This is a genomic window from Stenotrophomonas sp. STEN021, from assembly GCF_056760175.1.
In genome coordinates this window covers 19,015-36,659 of sequence record NZ_JBRREH010000032.1, presented here as the reverse complement: position 1 = coordinate 36,659, position 17,645 = coordinate 19,015, and the positions used below count along the sequence as shown (strand labels likewise).

The following is a 17,645-nucleotide window of genomic DNA, read 5'->3' as shown; positions in this document are numbered from 1 at the left end:
TGATGGGTTCCGATGGTCACACACTGCCTGAGTCATTGTGAGCAAAGCATTATCATCGTCGCCGCCGATGGGCAGATCCATGATCGAGCGCAAACCAGCATCAGGCATTGGCGAAATCAAATGCCAATACATCGCCAATGCGCGGCGTGCCAGCCAAGGCCATCAGCAATCGATCCACGCCAACCGCTACCCCGGCACAGGCAGGCAGCGCTGGCAATGCCGCAAGAAACGCCTCATCCAAGGGTGGTTGTTCAGCTCCGCGCGCCGCTCGAATCGCCAGATCACGCTCGAAACGCTGACGTTGCTCAACCGCATCGTTCAGCTCGTGGTAGCCATTGGCCAGTTCAACCGGGCCCAGATAAAGCTCAAAACGTTCAGCCAATGGCGGCGTGCCCGGACGGATCCTGGCCAGCGCAGCCTGGCTGGCCGGCCAATCATGAATCACGGTGATGGCATCGACTGCGAACTGCGACTGGATGCGATGGCTCATCAGCAGATCCAACCAGTCATCGCGTGTCAGGCCATCGGGTTGAATACCGACCTCGCCCAGACCCGCGCGCAGCTGCGCTTCGTCAGCCAGGAACGGATCCAATGCCACTGCCTGCATGAACAGGTCACGATAGCTGACGATGCGCACCGATGCTGGCGGACGCCGCACCATCGTCAATGCCTCCTGAACCAGCGCAATGGTTTCATCGATCAGCCGATGATGATCCCAACCGACCCGATACCACTCCAGCATGGTGAACTCAGGATTGTGGCGACCACCGGCCTCGCCGTTGCGGAACACCCGTCCCAGCTCATAACAATCACCCACACCGGCAGCCAGCAGGCGCTTGAGCGGATACTCCGGCGAGGTGCGCAACCAGCGCTGCGGCGAACCGGCATCGACGTGGCCGCTGAATCGGGTATGGAAGCCCTCGATGTTCGGCTCGGTATTGCCGGCAGCCGACATGATTGGCGTTTCCACTTCCAATACATCACGCGCGGCAAAAAAGCCGCGGATCAATGCATTCAGGCGTGCGCGCTGACGCAGGGCCTCGATCACGAGTGCAAACGCCCGGAGTGCCCGTCCAGTGACAAGGTCAAGATGTCGCGCTCATCGTCGCGGTAGCCAGCCGACATGTACAACGACTTGGCCTTGGCATTGTGGTGGTTCACTTCCAGCCGGATCACCGCCGCGCCCTGCCCTGCGGCCCAGTCCCGGGCCAGCGCCAAGGCCTGCCGACCCCAGCCACGACCACGTGCAGCCGGGCCCAGATACAGCTCATCCAGCAAAACGAAACGACCACCCTGCTCGACGCTGAAGCACCAGCCCAGAGTGATGTAACCCACCACGCTGTCGCCATCCAGCAACAGCAACGCCGCACCACAGCTTGACTGCTCCAGCAGCGTCCGCAGACCGGGCTCGACCCGTTCGGCGATATAGGGAATCTGATCTTCCACATAGAAGTCACGAACCATCGCGATCAGCTGCGGGAAGTCGGCTGCCTGCGCAACACGCACATTGATATCACTCACGCCTGTTCTCCATGCTCGGCAAGGAAAGCGAGCAGACGTGCTTCGTCCCACACTTCCACGCCGAGCTCATTTGCCTTGTCCAACTTGGAGCCGGCTTCGGCACCGGCCACCACGAAACTGGTCTTCTTCGAGACGCTGCCTGCGACCTTGGCGCCCAAGGCCTCCAGCCTGGCCTTGGCCTCGTCGCGGCCCATCTGCGTCAACGTGCCGGTCAACACTGCCGTCTTGCCTTCGAGCACACCAGCAACCTGTTGCTGCTCCATCGGCGTGATCGCCAGCAATCGCTCCAATGCTGCGCCAGCAGCGCTGAACAGCTGCGCGTTGGCATCAACGTTCAACCATGCGACCAGCGCATTGGCGGTTTCCGCCGGCAGACCAGCGGTCATGAAGTTGTGTGCCTCCTCATCCAGGATCGCCGCCGTGGAGCGGAACGCTTCGGCCAACTGCCGCGCGCGGACCGACGTGACCTTGGGAATCTCCAGATCCGCCAACAAGGTCGCCAGGTTCAGATCGGCGCGCAGTTTTGCATTGGGCGCGTGCGTATCGCTGATCTGCACGCCACGCTCCAACAATGCATCAATAGCCTGCTGGTTGCCCGGCTGCGCCATGAAGTGGCCAATCGAGCGGGCAACTTCGCCACCGATATCCGGCACGCGCTTGAACATCGGCCACGGCAGATGACGGATCAACTCAAGATCACCAAACCAGGCCGACAGCGCCTTGGCCGTGCTCTCGCCCACATGCTCGATGCCCAGCGCAAACAACAAGCGCTCCAGCGTGGTGTTGCGGCTGGCGGCAATCGCGGCGATCAGGTTGTCGGCCCACTTGGTGGCGATCTTCCTGGTGTTCCACTCAAAACTGGCCGGCACCGACAAGGCCTGTGCGCGCCAGGAGGCGTCGCTCGCATCCAGTTTGAGGATGCGATTGAGCGTCTCGCCACTGCCTTCCGGCTGCAGATGCTGGCCGAGCTGCGACGCGAGCGCTTCCGGCGAATCGGCATCCAGCGCTAGTTTCAGCACCAGCAACTGATCGCGATTGAGTGCATACAGGTCGGCGACGCCGCGCACGATGCCGGCATCCACCAACACCTCGATGTACTTGTCACCCAAGCCATCAATATCCATCGCCTTGCGCGAGGCGAAGTGGGCAATGGCTTCCTTGCGTTGCGCCGGGCAGCTCAACTCACCCGAGCAGCGCCATGCGGCCTCGCCTTCCTCGCGCACGATCTCCGAACCACACACCGGGCAGGCACGCGGCATCTGCCACGGCGTCGTGCCAGCAGGACGGCGATCAACAATCACGCTGACCACTTCAGGGATCACATCGCCAGCACGGCGAACGATCACCGAATCACCGACACGCACGTCCAGGCGCGCGATCTGATCGGCATTGTGCAAGGTCGCATTGGTAACGATGACACCAGCCACGTGCACCGGCTTCAGCCGTGCAACCGGCGTCGCTGCACCGGTGCGACCGATCTGGATCTCGATGGCTTCAACCGTGGTGGTCTGTTCCTGCGCGGGGAATTTGTGCGCGATCGCCCAGCGCGGTGCGCGTGCGACGAACCCCATTTCCTGCTGGCCTGCACGGTCGTCTAGCTTGTAGACCACGCCATCGATGTCATAGGCAAGACTGTCGCGGCGCTCACCGATATCGCGGTAGTACGCCAGCAGACCTTCAGCGCCCTGCACCACCTTGCACAGATCGCTGACCGGGAAACCCCACTGCGCCAGCTGTGCCAAGGTCGCCGAATGCGTCTCGGGCAGCTCGCCACCGGACACTTCACCCAGACCATAGGCATAGAAGCTCAGCGGTCGCTGCGCGCTGATCTTCGGATCAAGCTGGCGCAGCGAACCGGCCGCGCCATTGCGCGGATTGGCCAACACTTTGCCGCCATGCAGGCGCGCCTGCTCGTTGTAACGTTCGAAGTCGGCACGCGGCATGTAGACCTCACCACGCACTTCCAGCACTTCCGGCCAACCCTGGCCTGCCAGCTGCTGCGGGATGACCTTGATCTGGCGCAGATTGGCACTGACGTCTTCACCGGTGGCACCGTCGCCACGGGTCGCGCCCTGTACGAATACGCCATTCTCGTAGCGCAGGTTGATGGCCAGGCCATCCAGCTTGGGCTCGGCGGAGAAGACCAGTTCGCGGCGATGCAGTCGTTCATCGATGCGGCGCACGAAGTCATGCACTTCGGCATCGGTGAAGGCGTTGCCCAGTGAGAGCATCGGCACTGCATGAACGACTTCCGGGAATCGCGATGACGGCTTGCCACCGACCTGGTGGCTGGGGGAGTCGGCGCTGTCCAGTTCCGGATGCGCAGCTTCGAGTGCTTCCAGCTCCCGCATCAACCGGTCGTATTCCACGTCCGGGATGATCTGTTCGTCGTGCTCGTGATAGGCACGCGAGGCGTCGGCCAGCTGACGACGAAGTTCGCTGATGCGCTGGGTGGCGGCGGTATTTTGATTCATGCGGCAATTTTACCTACGCGGAGTGTTGGCGCGGTAAAAGCGGGGTGCTTGTGATTGATGCTTGCTGCGAACAGCACCCCTCCCCGGCCCTCCCCTTGCCTGCGGCAAAGGGAGGGGAAAAAGCCACGCTCCCTCCCTTGGCGTAGCCAGGGGAGGGTTGGGGGGGGGTAGCTTTTAAGGCTTTACCAACGCGGCGATTTGGTCAGAGGAGGCGCCTGATGCTGGCGGTCATACGCACGCAGGTCATCGCGGATATGCGCGATACGCTGGCGACCGAGGGCATTGCGACTGTCATCCAGCACCACGCCGTCCAGCAGTTCACCCATGCGCTGCACGGTCGGCAGCATTTTTTCCCAGGCATCGAGCGCCGTCATCGGCGCCGGCAAAGTCAGGAAGAAGGCAATCGCCGGGGTTTCCATCTCGCGGATGTTGCCCATGTCGAAGCTACCCGGCTTCATGATGCTGGCCATCGAAAAGATCGGGCCGCGCTCGGAATGCCCTTCCACCAGACGGTGGAACACATTCATGTAGCCAAAGACCAAGCCGGTCTTTTCCGCCGCTACCACGATGTCCTCGCCACGCAGCACCTGCCCGGAGCGGGCAGCCACGTACAGCGAAACGATCTTGTCGAAATCCTGGGTTGGGCGCTTGCCCAGTTCACTGGGATTGCCTTCATCCACATCAGGCAAGCCGAGCTCGGGCTGGGTTACGCCGTCAACCGACGCAGCACCCTCGCCCAGCTCAGCACCAGCAGCACCTTCGGCACTGCCCAGCACCGGCTCGCGACGCGGTTGCTCAGTGTTCGCTGGCTCCTTGCGCTTGCCTTGGGCCAGCCGCTTGGGCCGGCTGAAAAAGAAAATGGCCGCCACCAGCAAAACGCCGGCAACCAGAATGCCGATACGCAACAGTGCCATGTCAGACATGCGTTGCAGTCTCCGGGTTAATCGTTCAGGTGGTTAAAGGATGGCACGTCAGGCCGCGCCCGCCAATCGGGCAGCCTCTTCCAGGTCAACACTGACCAGCCGGCTGACACCGGGTTCGCGCATGGTGACACCCGACAATTGGTGCGCAGCCTCCATCGTCGCCTTGTTATGACTGACGAACAGGAACTGCACCTTCTCGCTCATTTCCTTGACCATATTGGCCAGGCGGCCGACGTTGGCCTCGTCCAGCGGCGCGTCCACCTCGTCAAGCAGGCAGAACGGGGCCGGGTTGAGCTGGAAGATCGCAAACACCAGCGCCACCGCGGTCATCGCCTTCTCACCACCGGACAGCAACGAGATATTGGACACACGCTTGCCCGGCGGCCGCGCCATGATGGTCACACCGGTGTCGAGCAGGTCTTCACCGGTCAGCTCCAGATAGGCATGGCCACCGCCGAACAGGCGCGGGTACAAGGCCTGTACACCCGAATTGACGCGGTCGAAGGTGTCCTTGAAGCGGCCACGGGTTTCGCGGTCGATCTTGCGGATGGCGTCTTCCAGGGTTTCCAGCGCGGTATTCAGGTCGACGTTCTGCGCTTCCAGGTATTCCGAGCGCTGCGAGGCCTCGCCGTACTCGTGGATGGCTGCCAGGTTGACCGGCTCCAGACGACGCATGCGGCCGTCGATCTGGTGCACCGTCGATTCCCAGTCCGACAAGCGCGCGTCTTCTGGCAAGGTGTTGATCACGTCCTGCAGCACAAAGCCGGCCTTCTCCACCGCTGCCGACAGCTGCTCGGCGCTGAGCACCAAGGCCTGCTGATCGAGCTTGCGCTGCGAGATGCGCTCGCGCTGGGCCAGCGACTGTTCATCGCGCTGATGACGGGTCTGCTCCAATCCACGCAACTCGTGATCGATACCATCGAGCAAGGTCCGCGCCTCGGCCAGCACACGGTCCACGCGGACGCGCTCGGCCAATGCGTTCTGATGCTCGGCTTCCAGGGTATGGACCGGCGTATCGCCCTCATCCAGTTGCGAATGCAACTCACCAAGGCGTGAATCGAGCTGACCACGCTGGCTGCCCATGCGTTCCAGCGCGTGGCTCAGCGAGCTGATCTGGGTACGCTGCGACTCCAGCGTCAAGGCCAGCGCATGCATGCTGTCGCGCACATTGCGTGCCGCATCACGGGCCTGATCGCGGGCCTCGCTCATCTGCCCACGCTCGCTTTCAAGCGCGTGCCGGGCAGATTCCAGGTCGCCCATGCTGGACACCGCCTCATCCAGACGCAGGCGCGCCTCGGTGGCCTGCTCGCGACTGGCGTCCAGGGTTTCCAGCAGCTGCGCCAATTCGCTTTCGATACGTTCGATGCGCGTGCGCGTGGATTCCAACTTGCCCTGCTGGCTCTGCAGCTGCCCAGCCAGCTCGGACCCAGCGCGATGCGCCTGATACAACGAGCGCTGCACGTCTTCGCGCTGCTGTTCGGCAGCCAACAACTGCTCACGCAAGCCAGCCAGCTGCTGCTCCAACGCAGCCTCACGCTCCTGCAGGGATTCGATCTGCTCGCGCAAGGTGACGATCTCGCGCTCGCGCAACAGCGCGCCCTGCTCCGCGGCACCGGAACGCGACATGCGCACCCAGCCTTGGCCCAGACGCTCACCGTTGCGGGTGATCACCGATTCGCTGTCGCCGAGCGTTCGTTGCAGTTGCTGCGCCTGCGCCAGGTCTTCAGCGCCGTGCAGATGCCCCAGCAGGCGACGGATGGCCAACGGCCCCTGTACTTTTGCCGCCAACGAGGTCGGCGCAAAGTCAGCCTTGCCATCTGCGTCGGCAACCAGCGCGATGCGCCCTTCGCCCAGCTCGGCCAGCGCATCCACCAAGGCCTCCGGTGCATCCACCAGCACGCCCTCGATCAGCTGACCGAGCGCGCTCTCCACCGCATTTTCCCAGCCGCCCTCAACGGTGATGCGCTCGCCAACGCGTGCGGCCGAATCCAGCCCGCGCGCCTTCAGCCATGCTGCCGCCGCGCCCTGCTCCTGGCCGAGTGCGGCCTGCTGCAAGGTCTCCAGCGAGGACAGCCGACCGCGCGCGGACTGCGCCTGCTTGCGCACATCGGCAAGCTCCGACTGCCCGGCACGCTGCTGCTCCTGCAGCGCCGCCACTGATTCCTTGCGCAGCTCGACCTGCTCGTTCAAGGTTTCCAGCGCGGTCTTCTGGGTCTCGTGCTCCAGCTGCAACTGCTCGAAGGCTTCGGCCAGCGCATCCAGATCCAGACCGGCGCGCTCTGCCTGCAATGCTTCGCGGCGGCGGTCGGCTTCGAGGACCTGCTTGTCCAGGTAATCCACACGGGTCCGCTCTACTTCGCCGGAGCGGGTCGCCTCTGAGGTATTGCGGTTATGCGCTTCCCAGCGATGCTGCCAATCGGCAAGCTTGGCCTCGGCTTCGCGCAGCGCCTCCTGACGGATATCGTTGTCTTCCTGCAGCTGCTCCAGCTGCGGCTCGGCGTTCTCGACCGACTCGCGAAGCACGATCAGCTTGGCCTCATCGCCACTGATGTGCTGGCCGAGCTCAGCCAGCGCCTGGCGGGTTTCATCGCGCGCCTTGTGCAGGCGCTGCGCCATTTCCCGCTGGTGGTGAATCTGCTGCTCAAGCCGCGCCAGGGTGCTGCCCACCTGATAGACATCGGCCTGCGCCTTGTTCAAATTCTCGGCCGCCTCTTCGCGGCGCACGCGGCCGGTTTCAATGCGGGTTTCCGCATCACGCTGTTCGGCGATCAACTGCTGCAGCTTGGTCTCTTCGCGTGACAGGGCCTCGCGCAGCCCCCCCAGACGGCCGTCGAGGCCACGGTACTCCAGCGCCTTCCACTCGGCATCCTTGATCCGCCGCTCCTCCTGCAATGCCTGGTACTGCTCGGCCTGCCGCGCCTGGCGCTTGAGGTGTTCGAGCTGCTTGCCGATTTCCTCGCGCAGGTCGTTGAGCCGATCCAGATTCTCGCGGGTGTGGCGGATGCGGGTTTCGGTTTCCTTGCGGCGTTCCTTGTACTTGGAAATACCGGCGGCTTCTTCCAGATATACGCGCAGATCTTCCGGGCGCGCCTCGATGATCTGGCTGATCATGCCCTGCTCGATGATCGAGTAGCTGCGCGGGCCAAGCCCGGTGCCCAGGAACAGATCGGTGATATCGCGGCGGCGGCACTTGGTGCCGTTCAGGTAATAGTTGCTGCTGCCATCACGGCTGACCGTGCGCTTGACCGAGATCTCGTTGAACGAGGCGTACTCGCCGGAGATGGTGTGGTCGGCGTTGTCGAAGATCAGCTCCACCGTCGCCTGCGACACCGGCTTGCGTCCTGCCGAGCCGGAGAAGATCACGTCGGTCAGCGAATCGCCACGCAGGCGGCTGGCCGAGCTCTCGCCCATCACCCAGCGCACCGCATCGATGATGTTGGACTTGCCACAGCCGTTCGGACCGACGACGCCGGTCATATTGGTCGGCAGGTGCAAGGTCGTGGGATCGACGAACGACTTGAAACCGGAGAGCTTGATCGTGGATAGACGCATGGAATCGGGCTGTTGGCGGATACCGGCAGCAACTGCCGACACCCGGAATGAGGTTCCGGAGGTTCCCTTCCCGTACTCAAGTCATTGATATTCCGTGGAATTCAACAGCCAAAGCACGGCACTGGCAACCGAGTATAGCGACACCCATGGCCGCCGGTGGTCAGACCCACCGGCCAGCCAAAAGAAACGGGCGCCTTGCGGCGCCCGTTCTTTACAACCAGTCCGGCAGGATCAGGCGTCGGCTTCGACGATGACCTTGACGGTGGTTTCCACATCGGCGTGCAGCTTGACGATGACGTCGAACTCGCCAACGTTGCGGAAAGCGCCTTCGCCCAGGATCACTTCGCTCTTGCTCAGCTCCAGGCCGGCAGCGGTGAAGGCTTCAGCGATATCGCGCGGGCCAACCGAACCGTACAGCTTGCCTTCGGTCGAAGCGTGCGCACCGATGGTGACGCTGGCGCCTTCGAACTTGGCAGCGCGGGCTTCGGCATCGTTGTGCGAGGCCTGGGCCTTGGCTTCGTACTCGGCGCGCTTGGCTTCGAACTCGGCAATGTTGCTGGCGGTGGCCGGAACGGCCTTGCCCTGCGGCACGAGGAAGTTACGGCCGTAGCCCGGCTTCACGTCAACCAGGTCGCCCAGGCCGCCGAGGTTGGTCACTTTCTGGATAAGAATCAGCTTCATGGTGTAGCTCCGTTATTCGTTAGCGGCGCCAATGGCCCCGCAACGCTTGCTGTCCGAATAGGACGGTGGGTACGGAAAATCCGGCCAAGGCCGGATTTCCTGTCGAGAACCCGCAGCGAGTGCGGGTTCTTCCGAAAAATCGGATTAGACGTCGTGGTTGTCCGTGTACGGGATCAGGGCCAGGAAACGGGCGCGCTTGACGGCCGTGGCCAGCTGGCGCTGGTACTTGGACTTGGTGCCGGTCACGCGGCTCGGAACGATCTTGCCGTTCTCGGTCAGGTACTGACGCAGGGTGTTGAGATCCTTGTAATCGATCTCTTTCACGCCTTCAGCGGTGAACTTGCAGAACTTGCGGCGGCGGAAGAACTTGGACATGAAAGTGCTCCTTATTCAGCAGAAGCGGCGTCGTCGCCGGCTTCGTCATTGTTGGAAGATGCACCTTCTTCGTCGTCACGACGACGGCGCTCGCCACGCTCGGGCTTGTCACCCTTCTCGTCCTTGCTCTTCATGATCAGCGACTGCTCGGTGTCAGCCTCGTCACGCTTGATGACCAGGTTGCGCAGCACGGCGTCGTTGAAGCGGAAGCTCTCGGTCAGTTCGTTCAGAACTGCCTGGTCGGCTTCGATGTTCAGCAGAACATAGTGAGCCTTCACCAGATTCTGGATCGGGTAAGCCAGCTGACGGCGGCCCCAATCTTCCAGACGGTGGATGGTGCCGTTGCCGGCTTCGACCAGCGCCTTGTAGCGCTCGATCATGGCGGGGACCTGTTCGCTCTGGTCCGGGTGGACCAGGAACACGACTTCGTAATGACGACTCATGTTTTTATACCTTTCGGATATAGCCCTGACGGGCTGGACAGCCCCCCGCTGTGTATCGCGGTGGGGCAAGGAATCCTGCACTTGGAGCGCAGGAAGCCGGGCATTATCCACTGGAAGTGAACTGGAGGCAAGCTGCCCCGGCCCGTGCAACACAGTATCCGGCACTGGAGCAGACCTCGGCGGCTGCGGATGCTGCGTCGCAACAGTACACTATGTAACCGATTCCACGCCCTCCCCGGACCGCCCGACGTGAATTCCACGCTCTCCCTGGCAGCGCAGCTGACGCCGCGCCAGCGCACTTTCATTCTCATTGCGCTCTCACTGGGCGGTTTTGCCATCGGCACCAGCGAATTTGCCAGCATGGGCCTGATGCTGGAAATCAGCCGCGGCCTGGCAATCAGCGAAGCCCAGGTCGGTCACCTGATCAGCGCCTACGCCATCGGCGTGGTGGTCGGCGCACCACTACTGGCCTTTGCCGGCGCCAGCCTGCGCCGCCGCAGCCTGCTGCTGTGGCTGATGGGCTTCTACGCCATCGGCAACCTGGCCAGTGCACTGGCCCCGAGCTATCACACGATGCTGCTGGCGCGTTTCGTCGCCGGCCTGCCGCATGGCGCGTACTTCGGCGTGGCCATGCTGGTTGCCGCTTCGATCAGCCCACCGGAACAGCGTGGCGCAGCCGTTTCAAAGGTGCTGCTGGGCCTGTCCATCGCCATCCTGCTCGGCAATCCGCTCACCACCTGGCTGGGCCAGCAGTTCAATTGGCGCAGCGCCTTCGTGCTGGTCAGCCTGTTCGCCCTCGCCACAGTGACGATGGTCGCCCGGCAATTGCCGGCAGACCCCAATGAGATTCGCACTTCGCCGATGCGCGAGCTGCGCGCCTTCAACACCACCCAGGTATGGCTGGCATTGGCCATCGGCGCGATCGGCTTTGCCGGCATGTTCTGCGTATTCACCTATCTGGCCCCCACTCTGGTCAACGTCACCGGCGTCAACGAGCGCTGGATGCCGGTCGCGGTCGGCCTGTTCGGCGTCGGCGCGATCATCGGCAATGTTGCCGGCGGCAAGCTGGTCGACCGGCTGCAGTTTCGCGCCGCCGGCGTGCTGCTGGCATGGTCCATAGTGGTGCTGATGCTGTTCCCGCTGGCCGCGAACTCGGCCTGGGCAATGGTGCCGGCGATCATCGCCGTGGGCACGATGGGCGCGCTGGCCGTCGCCCTGCAGACCCGCCTGATGGACGCGGCCGGCGAGGCCCAGACCCTGGCCGCCGCCTCCAACCATGCCGCCTTCAATACCGCGAATGCGCTGGGCCCGTGGCTGGGCGGTATGGCAATCGGCGCAGGTTATGGCCACGCCTCCACCGGCTATGTGGGCGCAGCAACCGCTGCGTTAGGCCTGCTGCTGTGGGGTATTGCGGTGGCGCTGCAGCGCCGTCAGGGCGCATCCGCGCAATTGGCCACCGACTGACGTAGTGCCGAGCCATGCTCGGCAGGGGATTTCCTGGCAACGCCAACCTGTAGTGCCGAGCCATGCTCGGCAGAGGCCTTATGCAGAATCCCGCGCCACCGGGAACGCTTCAGCCGAGCATGGCTCGGCTCTACAGGGTAAGGCGTCCTTTGCGCCGAACCTTGCCGGCCTCGACACCGCACCTGCTTCGCGGCTTACGCCGCTCCCACAATCCAGCAACTGCCGCCTTGCTCAGCGGTGCATATCGTCGGTAGTGAAACTCTCGCCGCAGCCGCATTCGGCCGCTGCATTGGGATTCTTGAAGGTGAAGGTCTCGCTCAGGCCCTGCTTGCCGAAGTCGATTTCGGTACCGTCCACCAGCGGCAGGCTCTGCGCGTCCACGTAGATGCGCACGCCGTCCTGCTCGAACACGGTATCGCCCTCACGCTCATCCTTGGCCAGGTCGGTGATGTGGCCCCAACCCGAGCAACCGGTACGGGTCACGCCAAAACGCAGGCCAAGCGCACCCGGGGTGCCGCTGACGAAGCGCTGCACGCGGGAATGGGCGATGGGGGTCAGATGAACAGCCATGGTGGGGCGACTCCAGCAGAATTACGGTCCAATTATAGATGTGGGCGGCCCGGCGGACTGCAAGCGTGGATAAATGCTCGCCTGCCCGGGCGTTGAACCGCTAAAATCTCGCATTCACAGATCGAGTCGATCAACAGAGGATTCAAGTCATGACGGTGGTCAGCGTTGCACACGCCCTTGCCGGGAAATTCCCGGAAGGCGGAGAAGTCACAGTCCGCGGGTGGGTCCGCACGGTGCGCGGCTCGGCTGGACTGGCCTTCGTCAACGTCAGCGATGGCTCGGGCTTTGCCCCGATCCAGGTCGTGGCCACCGAAGCGCTGTCCAATTTCGAAGACATCAAGAAGCTGACCCCGAGCTGCTCGGTGATCGCCACCGGCACCCTGGTCAAGTCGCAGGGCAAGGGCCAGAGCTTCGAAATCCAGGCGCAGAGCCTCGAAATCGTCGGCTGGGTCGAAGATCCGCTGACCTACCCGATCCAGCCCAAGCCGATGTCGCCAGAGTTCCTGCGCGAAGTGGCGCACCTGCGCCCGCGCACCAACCTGTTCGGTGCGGTCACCCGTATCCGCGACTGCCTGTCCAAGGCCGTGCACCGTTACTTCCACGAGAACGGCTTCTACTGGATCAGCACGCCCGTCATCACCAGCTCCGATGCCGAGGGTGCCGGCCAGATGTTCCGCGTATCCACGCTGGACATGGCCAACCTGCCGCGCACCGGTGACGGTGAAATCGACTTCAGCCGCGACTTCTTCGGCAAGGAAACCTTCCTGACCGTGTCCGGCCAGCTCAACGTCGAGGCTTACTGTCTGGCACTGAGCAAGGTCTACACCTTCGGCCCGACCTTCCGCGCCGAGAACAGCCACACCACCCGCCACCTGGCCGAATTCTGGATGGTGGAGCCGGAAATCGCCTTCGCCGACCTGGCCGAAAACGCGCGCGTGGCCGAAGAATTCCTGAAGTACCTGTTCCGCGCCGTGCTCGACGAGCGTGCCGACGACATGGCCTTCATCGCCGAGCGCGTGCAGAAGGACGCCATCACCCGTCTGGAAGCCTTCGTCAACGCACCGTTCGAGCGCATCGAGTACACCGACGCGATCAGCCTGCTGCAGAAGTCCGGCAAGAAGTTCGACTACCCGGTCGAATGGGGCCTGGACCTGCAGACCGAGCACGAGCGCTGGTTGACCGAGGAGCACGTCGGCCGCCCGGTCGTGGTCACCAACTACCCGGAACACTTCAAGGCCTTCTACATGCGCCTGAACGACGACGGCAAGACCGTCGCCGCGATGGACGTATTGGCCCCGGGCATCGGCGAGATCATCGGCGGCAGCCAGCGCGAAGAACGCCTGAACGTGCTCGACGCACGCATGGCGCAGTTCGGCCTGGATCCGGAGCACTACCAGTGGTACCGCGATTTCCGTCGCTACGGCTCGGTGCCGCATGCCGGTTTCGGCCTGGGCTTCGAGCGTCTGGTGGTTTACGTCTGCGGCCTGTCCAACATCCGGGATGCAATCCCCTACCCGCGCGCACCGGGTTCGGCGGAGTTCTGATTCATCTGATCCAGTAACAGGAGGCGGTGCCGTTGACCTTGTTCTTCGCTCTTTGCTTCGTTGGCGTGGCCATTGCCGGCCTCAGCGCCTTCCTGATTTTCTGGCCATTGACGCTGGTCCATATCCGCGACCGGCATCCGGCGCTGGCCACCGAATTCGGTGCCGGCGCCTTTCTCAAACCAGAGTGCCTGCGCTGGCTGCTGGGCCGCGGCTTCACCGGCATCGCCGACCGCTCGCTGTCCGGGTTGGCCACACCCGCCCGCATCGCCTTGCTGGTGATGCTCGGCGGACTGGGCATGGCACTGCTGTTGTGGCTTTTTTCGCAGGTACTGAAATGACTGATTTCGAGAACATTCCCGACCAGTGGTGGCTGGCACAACTCGGCGGCACCCTGATCTGGGCACGCCTGCGGGTCCGTCCGGGCGGCACCGCCGAGATCCTGGACAGCGATGGCAACACGCTGAGCTATGACAGTGAAGACACTGCCCGCGCACAGCTGTTTGACGCCGAGTTCGTCGCCTTTGATGGCCTGGACGAAGAAGACGCGTTGCATCGTGGTTTCTCGCTGCACGAAGTGAGCCCACCGCAGGGCGACGACGACACGCTGCGCGAGCGCATGGTGCAGCTGCTCGGCACCCGGGTCTAAGCGGCCTTTCGTGTTCGCCCAGCGCGCCTTCGTCGAGACCGAGCTGCTCTGGCTGGATCGCCTGCTGGCGCGCGACCCGTTCGTGACCTTGCTGACCACCGGCGGCGATGGATTGCCCGAACTGACCCGCGTGCCGGTGCTTTATCGGCGCGACGGGGACAAAGTCGAGCTGATCGGCCATTGGGCCAGGGCCAACAAACAGTCCCGCCAGCTCGGCCGCGCCAAGGTATTGGTCAACGGCCCGCAGGGCTACGTCTCGGCCAGTTGGTATCCGGACAAGGAAAGCGCGGCGCGCGTCCCCACCTGGAACTACGCTGCCGCTGAACTTGTCGGCGAACTGCACAGCTTCGATGACACGGCGGCATTGGCGCAGCTGCTGTCGGACACCAGCAACTTCTTCGAGGCCAGCGTCGGCCAGGACTGGCAGTTTGATGCCAGCCTGGATGATCACGCCCCATCGCTGCGCGCCATCGTAGGCTTCCGCCTGGACGTGCAGCAGGTCCAGATCAAACTGAAACTGAGCCAGAACCACCCGCAGGCAAACCAGCTGGCGGTGATCGCGGCCTTGCAGGCCTTGGCCACGCCAGAGGCCTGCGAACTGGCGCAGTGGATGCAGCTCTACCGCAGTGAGCGCGGTGACCAGCCCAATGCCTGAGCCGCGCCCCGTTTCCCGCGACGCTGCCGTGCAAACGCGCAGCAGCGCCCTCCCCCTCAAGATCGCAAGGGAAGCTTCACCATGAAAGACATCCATAACCTGCTGCAGAAGAACCGCGAATGGGCGGACCGGATCGAGAAGGAAGATCCCGACTTCTTCCATCAGTTGGCCAAGCAACAGAGCCCGGAATACCTGTGGATCGGTTGCTCCGACTCGCGCGTCCCGGCCAACCAGATCATCGGCATGGCGCCAGGCGAGATTTTCGTCCACCGCAACATCGCCAACGTGGTGGTGCACACCGACCTGAACTGCCTGAGCGTGATCCAGTACGCGGTAGACCAGCTCAAGATCAAGCACATCCTGATCGTTGGCCATTACGGCTGTGGCGGCGTGCATGCAGCACTGAACCATGTGCGCGTAGGCCTGGCTGACAACTGGCTGCGTCACGTCGGAGATGTCGCACAGAAGCACGACGACATCCTGTCGCAGATCGACGACCCGGAGCTGCGCCACGCGCGCCTGTGCGAGTTGAACGTGATCGAGCAGGTGGTCAACGCCTGCCGCTCGACCATCGTGCAGGACGCCTGGGCCCGTGGCCAGAAGCTGATGGTGCACGGCTGGGTCTACAGCCTGCGCGACGGTCGCGTCAGCGAGATGGGCATTGATGTGGGCGCACCGGAAGAGCTGCAGCCTGCGTATGAGAAGGCCTTGTCATTCGTGCCGCGGAAGGGCAAAAGGCATTGAGATTGAAAGCCCCTCTCCCTGCGGGAGAGGGGTTGGGGTGAGGGTAGGTCCGCGCTCAAGGCACAACCGGCCCTCATCCGCCCTTCGGGCACCTTCTCCCGAGGGGAGAAGGAAGTTCAAAAGCTTCGCCCTTCGGGCACCTTCTCCCGCAGGGAGAAGGAAACTGCCATCCTCACCAAACAGGCCCCGCATGCTCCCCCTACCCCTGAACCTGCTCGGCTGGATCGAAGAACACCGCCATCTCCTGAAGCCTCCCGTAGGCAACAAGATGATCGAGAACGGTGACTTCATCGTCATGGTGGTTGCCGGCCCCAACAGCCGCAACGACTACCACTGGGACGAGGGCCCGGAATGGTTCTTCCAGCTGGAAGGCGAAATGGTGCTGCGCGTACAGGAAGATGGCGCAGTACGCGACATCCCTATCCGCGCCGGCGAGATCTTCCTGCTGCCACCCCGCGTGCCGCATTCGCCGCAGCGCATGCCCGGTTCGATCGGCCTGGTGGTCGAGCGCAAGCGCCTGGACCACGAGCTCGATGGCTTCATGTGGTTCTGCCAGCAGTGCAATCACAAAATCTACGAAGAGTTCTTCCACCTGAAGAACATCGAGACCGATCTGCCGAAGGTCTTCGACCGGTTCCACGCATCGACCGAACACCGTACCTGCACACAATGCGGGGCTGTACATCCGCTACCCAAACCAGCCACGCCCGAGGTCTGAGTGGCCGGGCGCGGTTACACTGCGGCTACATCCTCGACGTGTCCGCACCGATGAACGAAACGCTGTCACCTGCCCACGCCACCGCGCTTGATGCCGCCGACCCGCTGCGCCACCTGCGCGGCCAGTTCCTGATTCCTCAGCACCAAGGTGCTGATCAAACCTATTTCGTCGGCAACTCGCTGGGCCTGCAGCCGCGCGGTGCGCAGGCGATGGTGCAGGAGGTGATGGATCAATGGGGCCGCATCGCTGTCGAGGGCCACTTCACCGGGCCGACGCAGTGGTTGAGTTATCACCGTTTGGTACGCGATTCGCTGGCCGGCGTGGTCGGCGCGCTGCCGCACGAAGTCGTCGCGATGAACACGCTGAGCGTGAACCTGCACCTGATGATGGTCAGCTTCTACCGCCCCAGCAGCGAGCGCCCGGCAATCCTGATGGAAGCCGGCGCCTTTCCGACCGACCGCCACGCGGTCGAGGCACAGATCCGCTTCCATGGCTTCAACCCGGCCACCGACCTGATCGAAGTGCAGCCGGACGAAGCCAGCGGCACCATCTCGATGCAGGCCATCGAGCAGGCCATCAGCGAACACGGCAAGCGCGTCGCACTGGTGCTGTGGCCGGGCGTGCAGTACCGCACCGGCCAGGTGTTCGATCTGGACGCAATCACCCGCCTCGCCCGCGCGCACGGCGCCAACATCGGTTTCGATCTGGCCCACTCGGTCGGCAACGTGCCATTGAACCTGCACGATGTCGCACCCGATTTCGCGGTGTGGTGCCACTACAAATACTTGAATGCAGGTCCCGGCGCGGTTGCCGGCGCCTTCGTACACGAACGCCATGCCAACGACACCTCGCTGCCTCGCTTCGCCGGCTGGTGGGGCCATGAGCAGGCCACCCGCTTCCAGATGGCGCCGGAGTTCGTGCCCGAACTCGGCGCCGAAGGCTGGCAGCTGAGCAACCCCCCGGTACTCGGCCTTGCCCCGCTGCGTGCATCACTGGCGCTGTACGACGAGGCCGGCATGGCTGCACTGCGCGCCAAGTCACTGAAGATCACCGGCTACCTGGAAACCATGGTGCGTGCGCGCCTGGACCACGTGCTGCAGATCATCACCCCGGCCGAACCGGAACGCCGTGGCTGCCAGCTGTCGCTGCGCGTGGCCGGCGGCCGTGCGCAGGGGCGCTCGCTGTTCGAGTACCTGCAGTCGGTCGGCGTGCTCGGTGACTGGCGCGAACCCGACGTCATCCGCATCTCGCCCACGCCTTTGTACAACCGCTACAGCGATGTCTACCGCTTCGTCGATGAAGTGGAAACCTGGGCTGGCGTCTGACCAACGGAAT

Annotated in this window: 17 protein-coding genes; 8 read left to right on the top strand and 9 right to left on the bottom strand. The window is 63.4% G+C overall.

From position 1 onward, the window contains the following. Window positions 1-100: 100 nt before the first annotated feature. The 8 genes from epmA to rpsF all read right to left on the bottom strand — a co-directional run bounded on the left by epmA (window position 101) and on the right by rpsF (window position 9,969). The gene (gene epmA, locus ACVOL0_RS09060; RefSeq protein ID WP_481548807.1) at window positions 101-1,048 is read right to left on the bottom strand and encodes an EF-P lysine aminoacylase EpmA; all 948 of its coding nucleotides are present in this window, start codon (window positions 1,046-1,048) and stop codon (window positions 101-103) included. After that, on the bottom strand, window positions 1,045-1,521 hold the full coding sequence (locus ACVOL0_RS09055) for an N-acetyltransferase family protein (protein WP_481548806.1): 477 nt from the start codon (window positions 1,519-1,521) through the stop codon (window positions 1,045-1,047). Before ACVOL0_RS09055 ends, epmA begins: the two co-directional genes overlap by 4 nt. Beyond that, window positions 1,518-3,995, bottom strand: coding sequence for an NAD-dependent DNA ligase LigA (ligA, locus tag ACVOL0_RS09050; protein ID WP_481548805.1), 2,478 nt, complete (start codon window positions 3,993-3,995; stop codon window positions 1,518-1,520). The genes ACVOL0_RS09055 and ligA overlap by 4 nt, the downstream gene beginning before the upstream one ends. 182 nt (window positions 3,996-4,177) lie before the next feature. After that, a complete protein-coding gene (zipA, locus tag ACVOL0_RS09045) occupies window positions 4,178-4,918 on the bottom strand; it encodes a cell division protein ZipA (protein ID WP_481548804.1) in 741 nt (246 codons plus the stop codon). A gap of 48 nt (window positions 4,919-4,966) precedes the next feature. Beyond that, the gene (smc, locus tag ACVOL0_RS09040; protein WP_481548816.1) at window positions 4,967-8,470 is read right to left on the bottom strand and encodes a chromosome segregation protein SMC; all 3,504 of its coding nucleotides are present in this window, start codon (window positions 8,468-8,470) and stop codon (window positions 4,967-4,969) included. A 231-nt stretch (window positions 8,471-8,701) separates the two neighbouring features. Beyond that, window positions 8,702-9,151, bottom strand: a complete 450-nt coding sequence (rplI, locus tag ACVOL0_RS09035; RefSeq protein WP_481510371.1) for a 50S ribosomal protein L9 — start codon at window positions 9,149-9,151, stop codon at window positions 8,702-8,704. Window positions 9,152-9,295: 144 nt separating this feature from the next. After that, window positions 9,296-9,526 carry a 30S ribosomal protein S18 gene (rpsR, locus tag ACVOL0_RS09030; RefSeq protein WP_002804494.1) on the bottom strand — a complete coding sequence of 77 codons (231 nt, stop codon included), beginning with the start codon at window positions 9,524-9,526 and terminating at the stop codon, window positions 9,296-9,298. Between the two features lie 11 nt (window positions 9,527-9,537). Then, window positions 9,538-9,969, bottom strand: coding sequence for a 30S ribosomal protein S6 (rpsF, locus tag ACVOL0_RS09025; RefSeq protein WP_282266085.1), 432 nt, complete (start codon window positions 9,967-9,969; stop codon window positions 9,538-9,540). Between the two features lie 249 nt (window positions 9,970-10,218). Between rpsF and ACVOL0_RS09020 the strand changes: the two genes are divergently transcribed. After that, window positions 10,219-11,433: an MFS transporter gene (locus tag ACVOL0_RS09020; RefSeq protein WP_481548803.1), complete on the top strand. Its 1,215-nt coding sequence runs from the start codon at window positions 10,219-10,221 to the stop codon at window positions 11,431-11,433. A gap of 231 nt (window positions 11,434-11,664) precedes the next feature. On the opposite strand, the gene ACVOL0_RS09015 is transcribed toward ACVOL0_RS09020, so the two are convergent. Beyond that, window positions 11,665-12,003, bottom strand: a complete 339-nt coding sequence (locus ACVOL0_RS09015) for a HesB/IscA family protein (RefSeq protein WP_481532009.1) — start codon at window positions 12,001-12,003, stop codon at window positions 11,665-11,667. A gap of 149 nt (window positions 12,004-12,152) precedes the next feature. On the opposite strand from ACVOL0_RS09015, the gene asnS reads away from it, so the two are divergent. The 7 genes from asnS to kynU all read left to right on the top strand — a co-directional run bounded on the left by asnS (window position 12,153) and on the right by kynU (window position 17,635). Further along, window positions 12,153-13,547, top strand: a complete 1,395-nt coding sequence (asnS, locus tag ACVOL0_RS09010; RefSeq protein ID WP_481548802.1) for an asparagine--tRNA ligase — start codon at window positions 12,153-12,155, stop codon at window positions 13,545-13,547. Window positions 13,548-13,579: 32 nt separating this feature from the next. Then, on the top strand, window positions 13,580-13,885 hold the full coding sequence (locus tag ACVOL0_RS09005) for a hypothetical protein (protein ID WP_481548801.1): 306 nt from the start codon (window positions 13,580-13,582) through the stop codon (window positions 13,883-13,885). Then, window positions 13,882-14,193: a hypothetical protein gene (locus ACVOL0_RS09000; protein ID WP_481548800.1), complete on the top strand. Its 312-nt coding sequence runs from the start codon at window positions 13,882-13,884 to the stop codon at window positions 14,191-14,193. Before ACVOL0_RS09005 ends, ACVOL0_RS09000 begins: the two co-directional genes overlap by 4 nt. Window positions 14,194-14,203: 10 nt before the next feature. After that, on the top strand, window positions 14,204-14,848 hold the full coding sequence (locus tag ACVOL0_RS08995; protein WP_481548799.1) for an FMN-binding negative transcriptional regulator: 645 nt from the start codon (window positions 14,204-14,206) through the stop codon (window positions 14,846-14,848). An 81-nt stretch (window positions 14,849-14,929) separates the two neighbouring features. Then, complete coding sequence (gene can / locus ACVOL0_RS08990; protein ID WP_313169969.1) at window positions 14,930-15,592, top strand: carbonate dehydratase; 663 nt, start codon at window positions 14,930-14,932, stop codon at window positions 15,590-15,592. A 190-nt stretch (window positions 15,593-15,782) separates the two neighbouring features. Beyond that, window positions 15,783-16,310 (top strand): 3-hydroxyanthranilate 3,4-dioxygenase, encoded by a 528-nt coding sequence (locus ACVOL0_RS08985; protein ID WP_481548798.1) that lies wholly within the window; start codon window positions 15,783-15,785, stop codon window positions 16,308-16,310. 50 nt (window positions 16,311-16,360) lie between these two features. Next, window positions 16,361-17,635, top strand: a complete 1,275-nt coding sequence (kynU, locus tag ACVOL0_RS08980; RefSeq protein WP_481548797.1) for a kynureninase — start codon at window positions 16,361-16,363, stop codon at window positions 17,633-17,635. Window positions 17,636-17,645: the final 10 nt, after the last annotated feature.

Excerpts from the sequence above, each read along its gene's own strand:
- ligA (WP_481548805.1), bottom strand. The coding sequence starts at position 3,995 with ATGAATCAAAATACCGCCGCCACCCAGCGCATCAGCGAACTTCGTCGT.
- zipA (WP_481548804.1), bottom strand. The coding sequence starts at position 4,918 with ATGTCTGACATGGCACTGTTGCGTATCGGCATTCTGGTTGCCGGCGTT.
- smc (WP_481548816.1), bottom strand. The coding sequence starts at position 8,470 with ATGCGTCTATCCACGATCAAGCTCTCCGGTTTCAAGTCGTTCGTCGAT.
- rplI (WP_481510371.1), bottom strand. The coding sequence starts at position 9,151 with ATGAAGCTGATTCTTATCCAGAAAGTGACCAACCTCGGCGGCCTGGGC.
- rpsR (WP_002804494.1), bottom strand. The coding sequence starts at position 9,526 with ATGTCCAAGTTCTTCCGCCGCCGCAAGTTCTGCAAGTTCACCGCTGAA.
- rpsF (WP_282266085.1), bottom strand. The coding sequence starts at position 9,969 with ATGAGTCGTCATTACGAAGTCGTGTTCCTGGTCCACCCGGACCAGAGC.
- ACVOL0_RS09015 (WP_481532009.1), bottom strand. The coding sequence starts at position 12,003 with ATGGCTGTTCATCTGACCCCCATCGCCCATTCCCGCGTGCAGCGCTTC.
- asnS (WP_481548802.1), top strand. The coding sequence starts at position 12,153 with ATGACGGTGGTCAGCGTTGCACACGCCCTTGCCGGGAAATTCCCGGAA.
- ACVOL0_RS09000 (WP_481548800.1), top strand. The coding sequence starts at position 13,882 with ATGACTGATTTCGAGAACATTCCCGACCAGTGGTGGCTGGCACAACTC.
- can (WP_313169969.1), top strand. The coding sequence starts at position 14,930 with ATGAAAGACATCCATAACCTGCTGCAGAAGAACCGCGAATGGGCGGAC.
- ACVOL0_RS08985 (WP_481548798.1), top strand. The coding sequence starts at position 15,783 with ATGCTCCCCCTACCCCTGAACCTGCTCGGCTGGATCGAAGAACACCGC.
- kynU (WP_481548797.1), top strand. The coding sequence starts at position 16,361 with ATGAACGAAACGCTGTCACCTGCCCACGCCACCGCGCTTGATGCCGCC.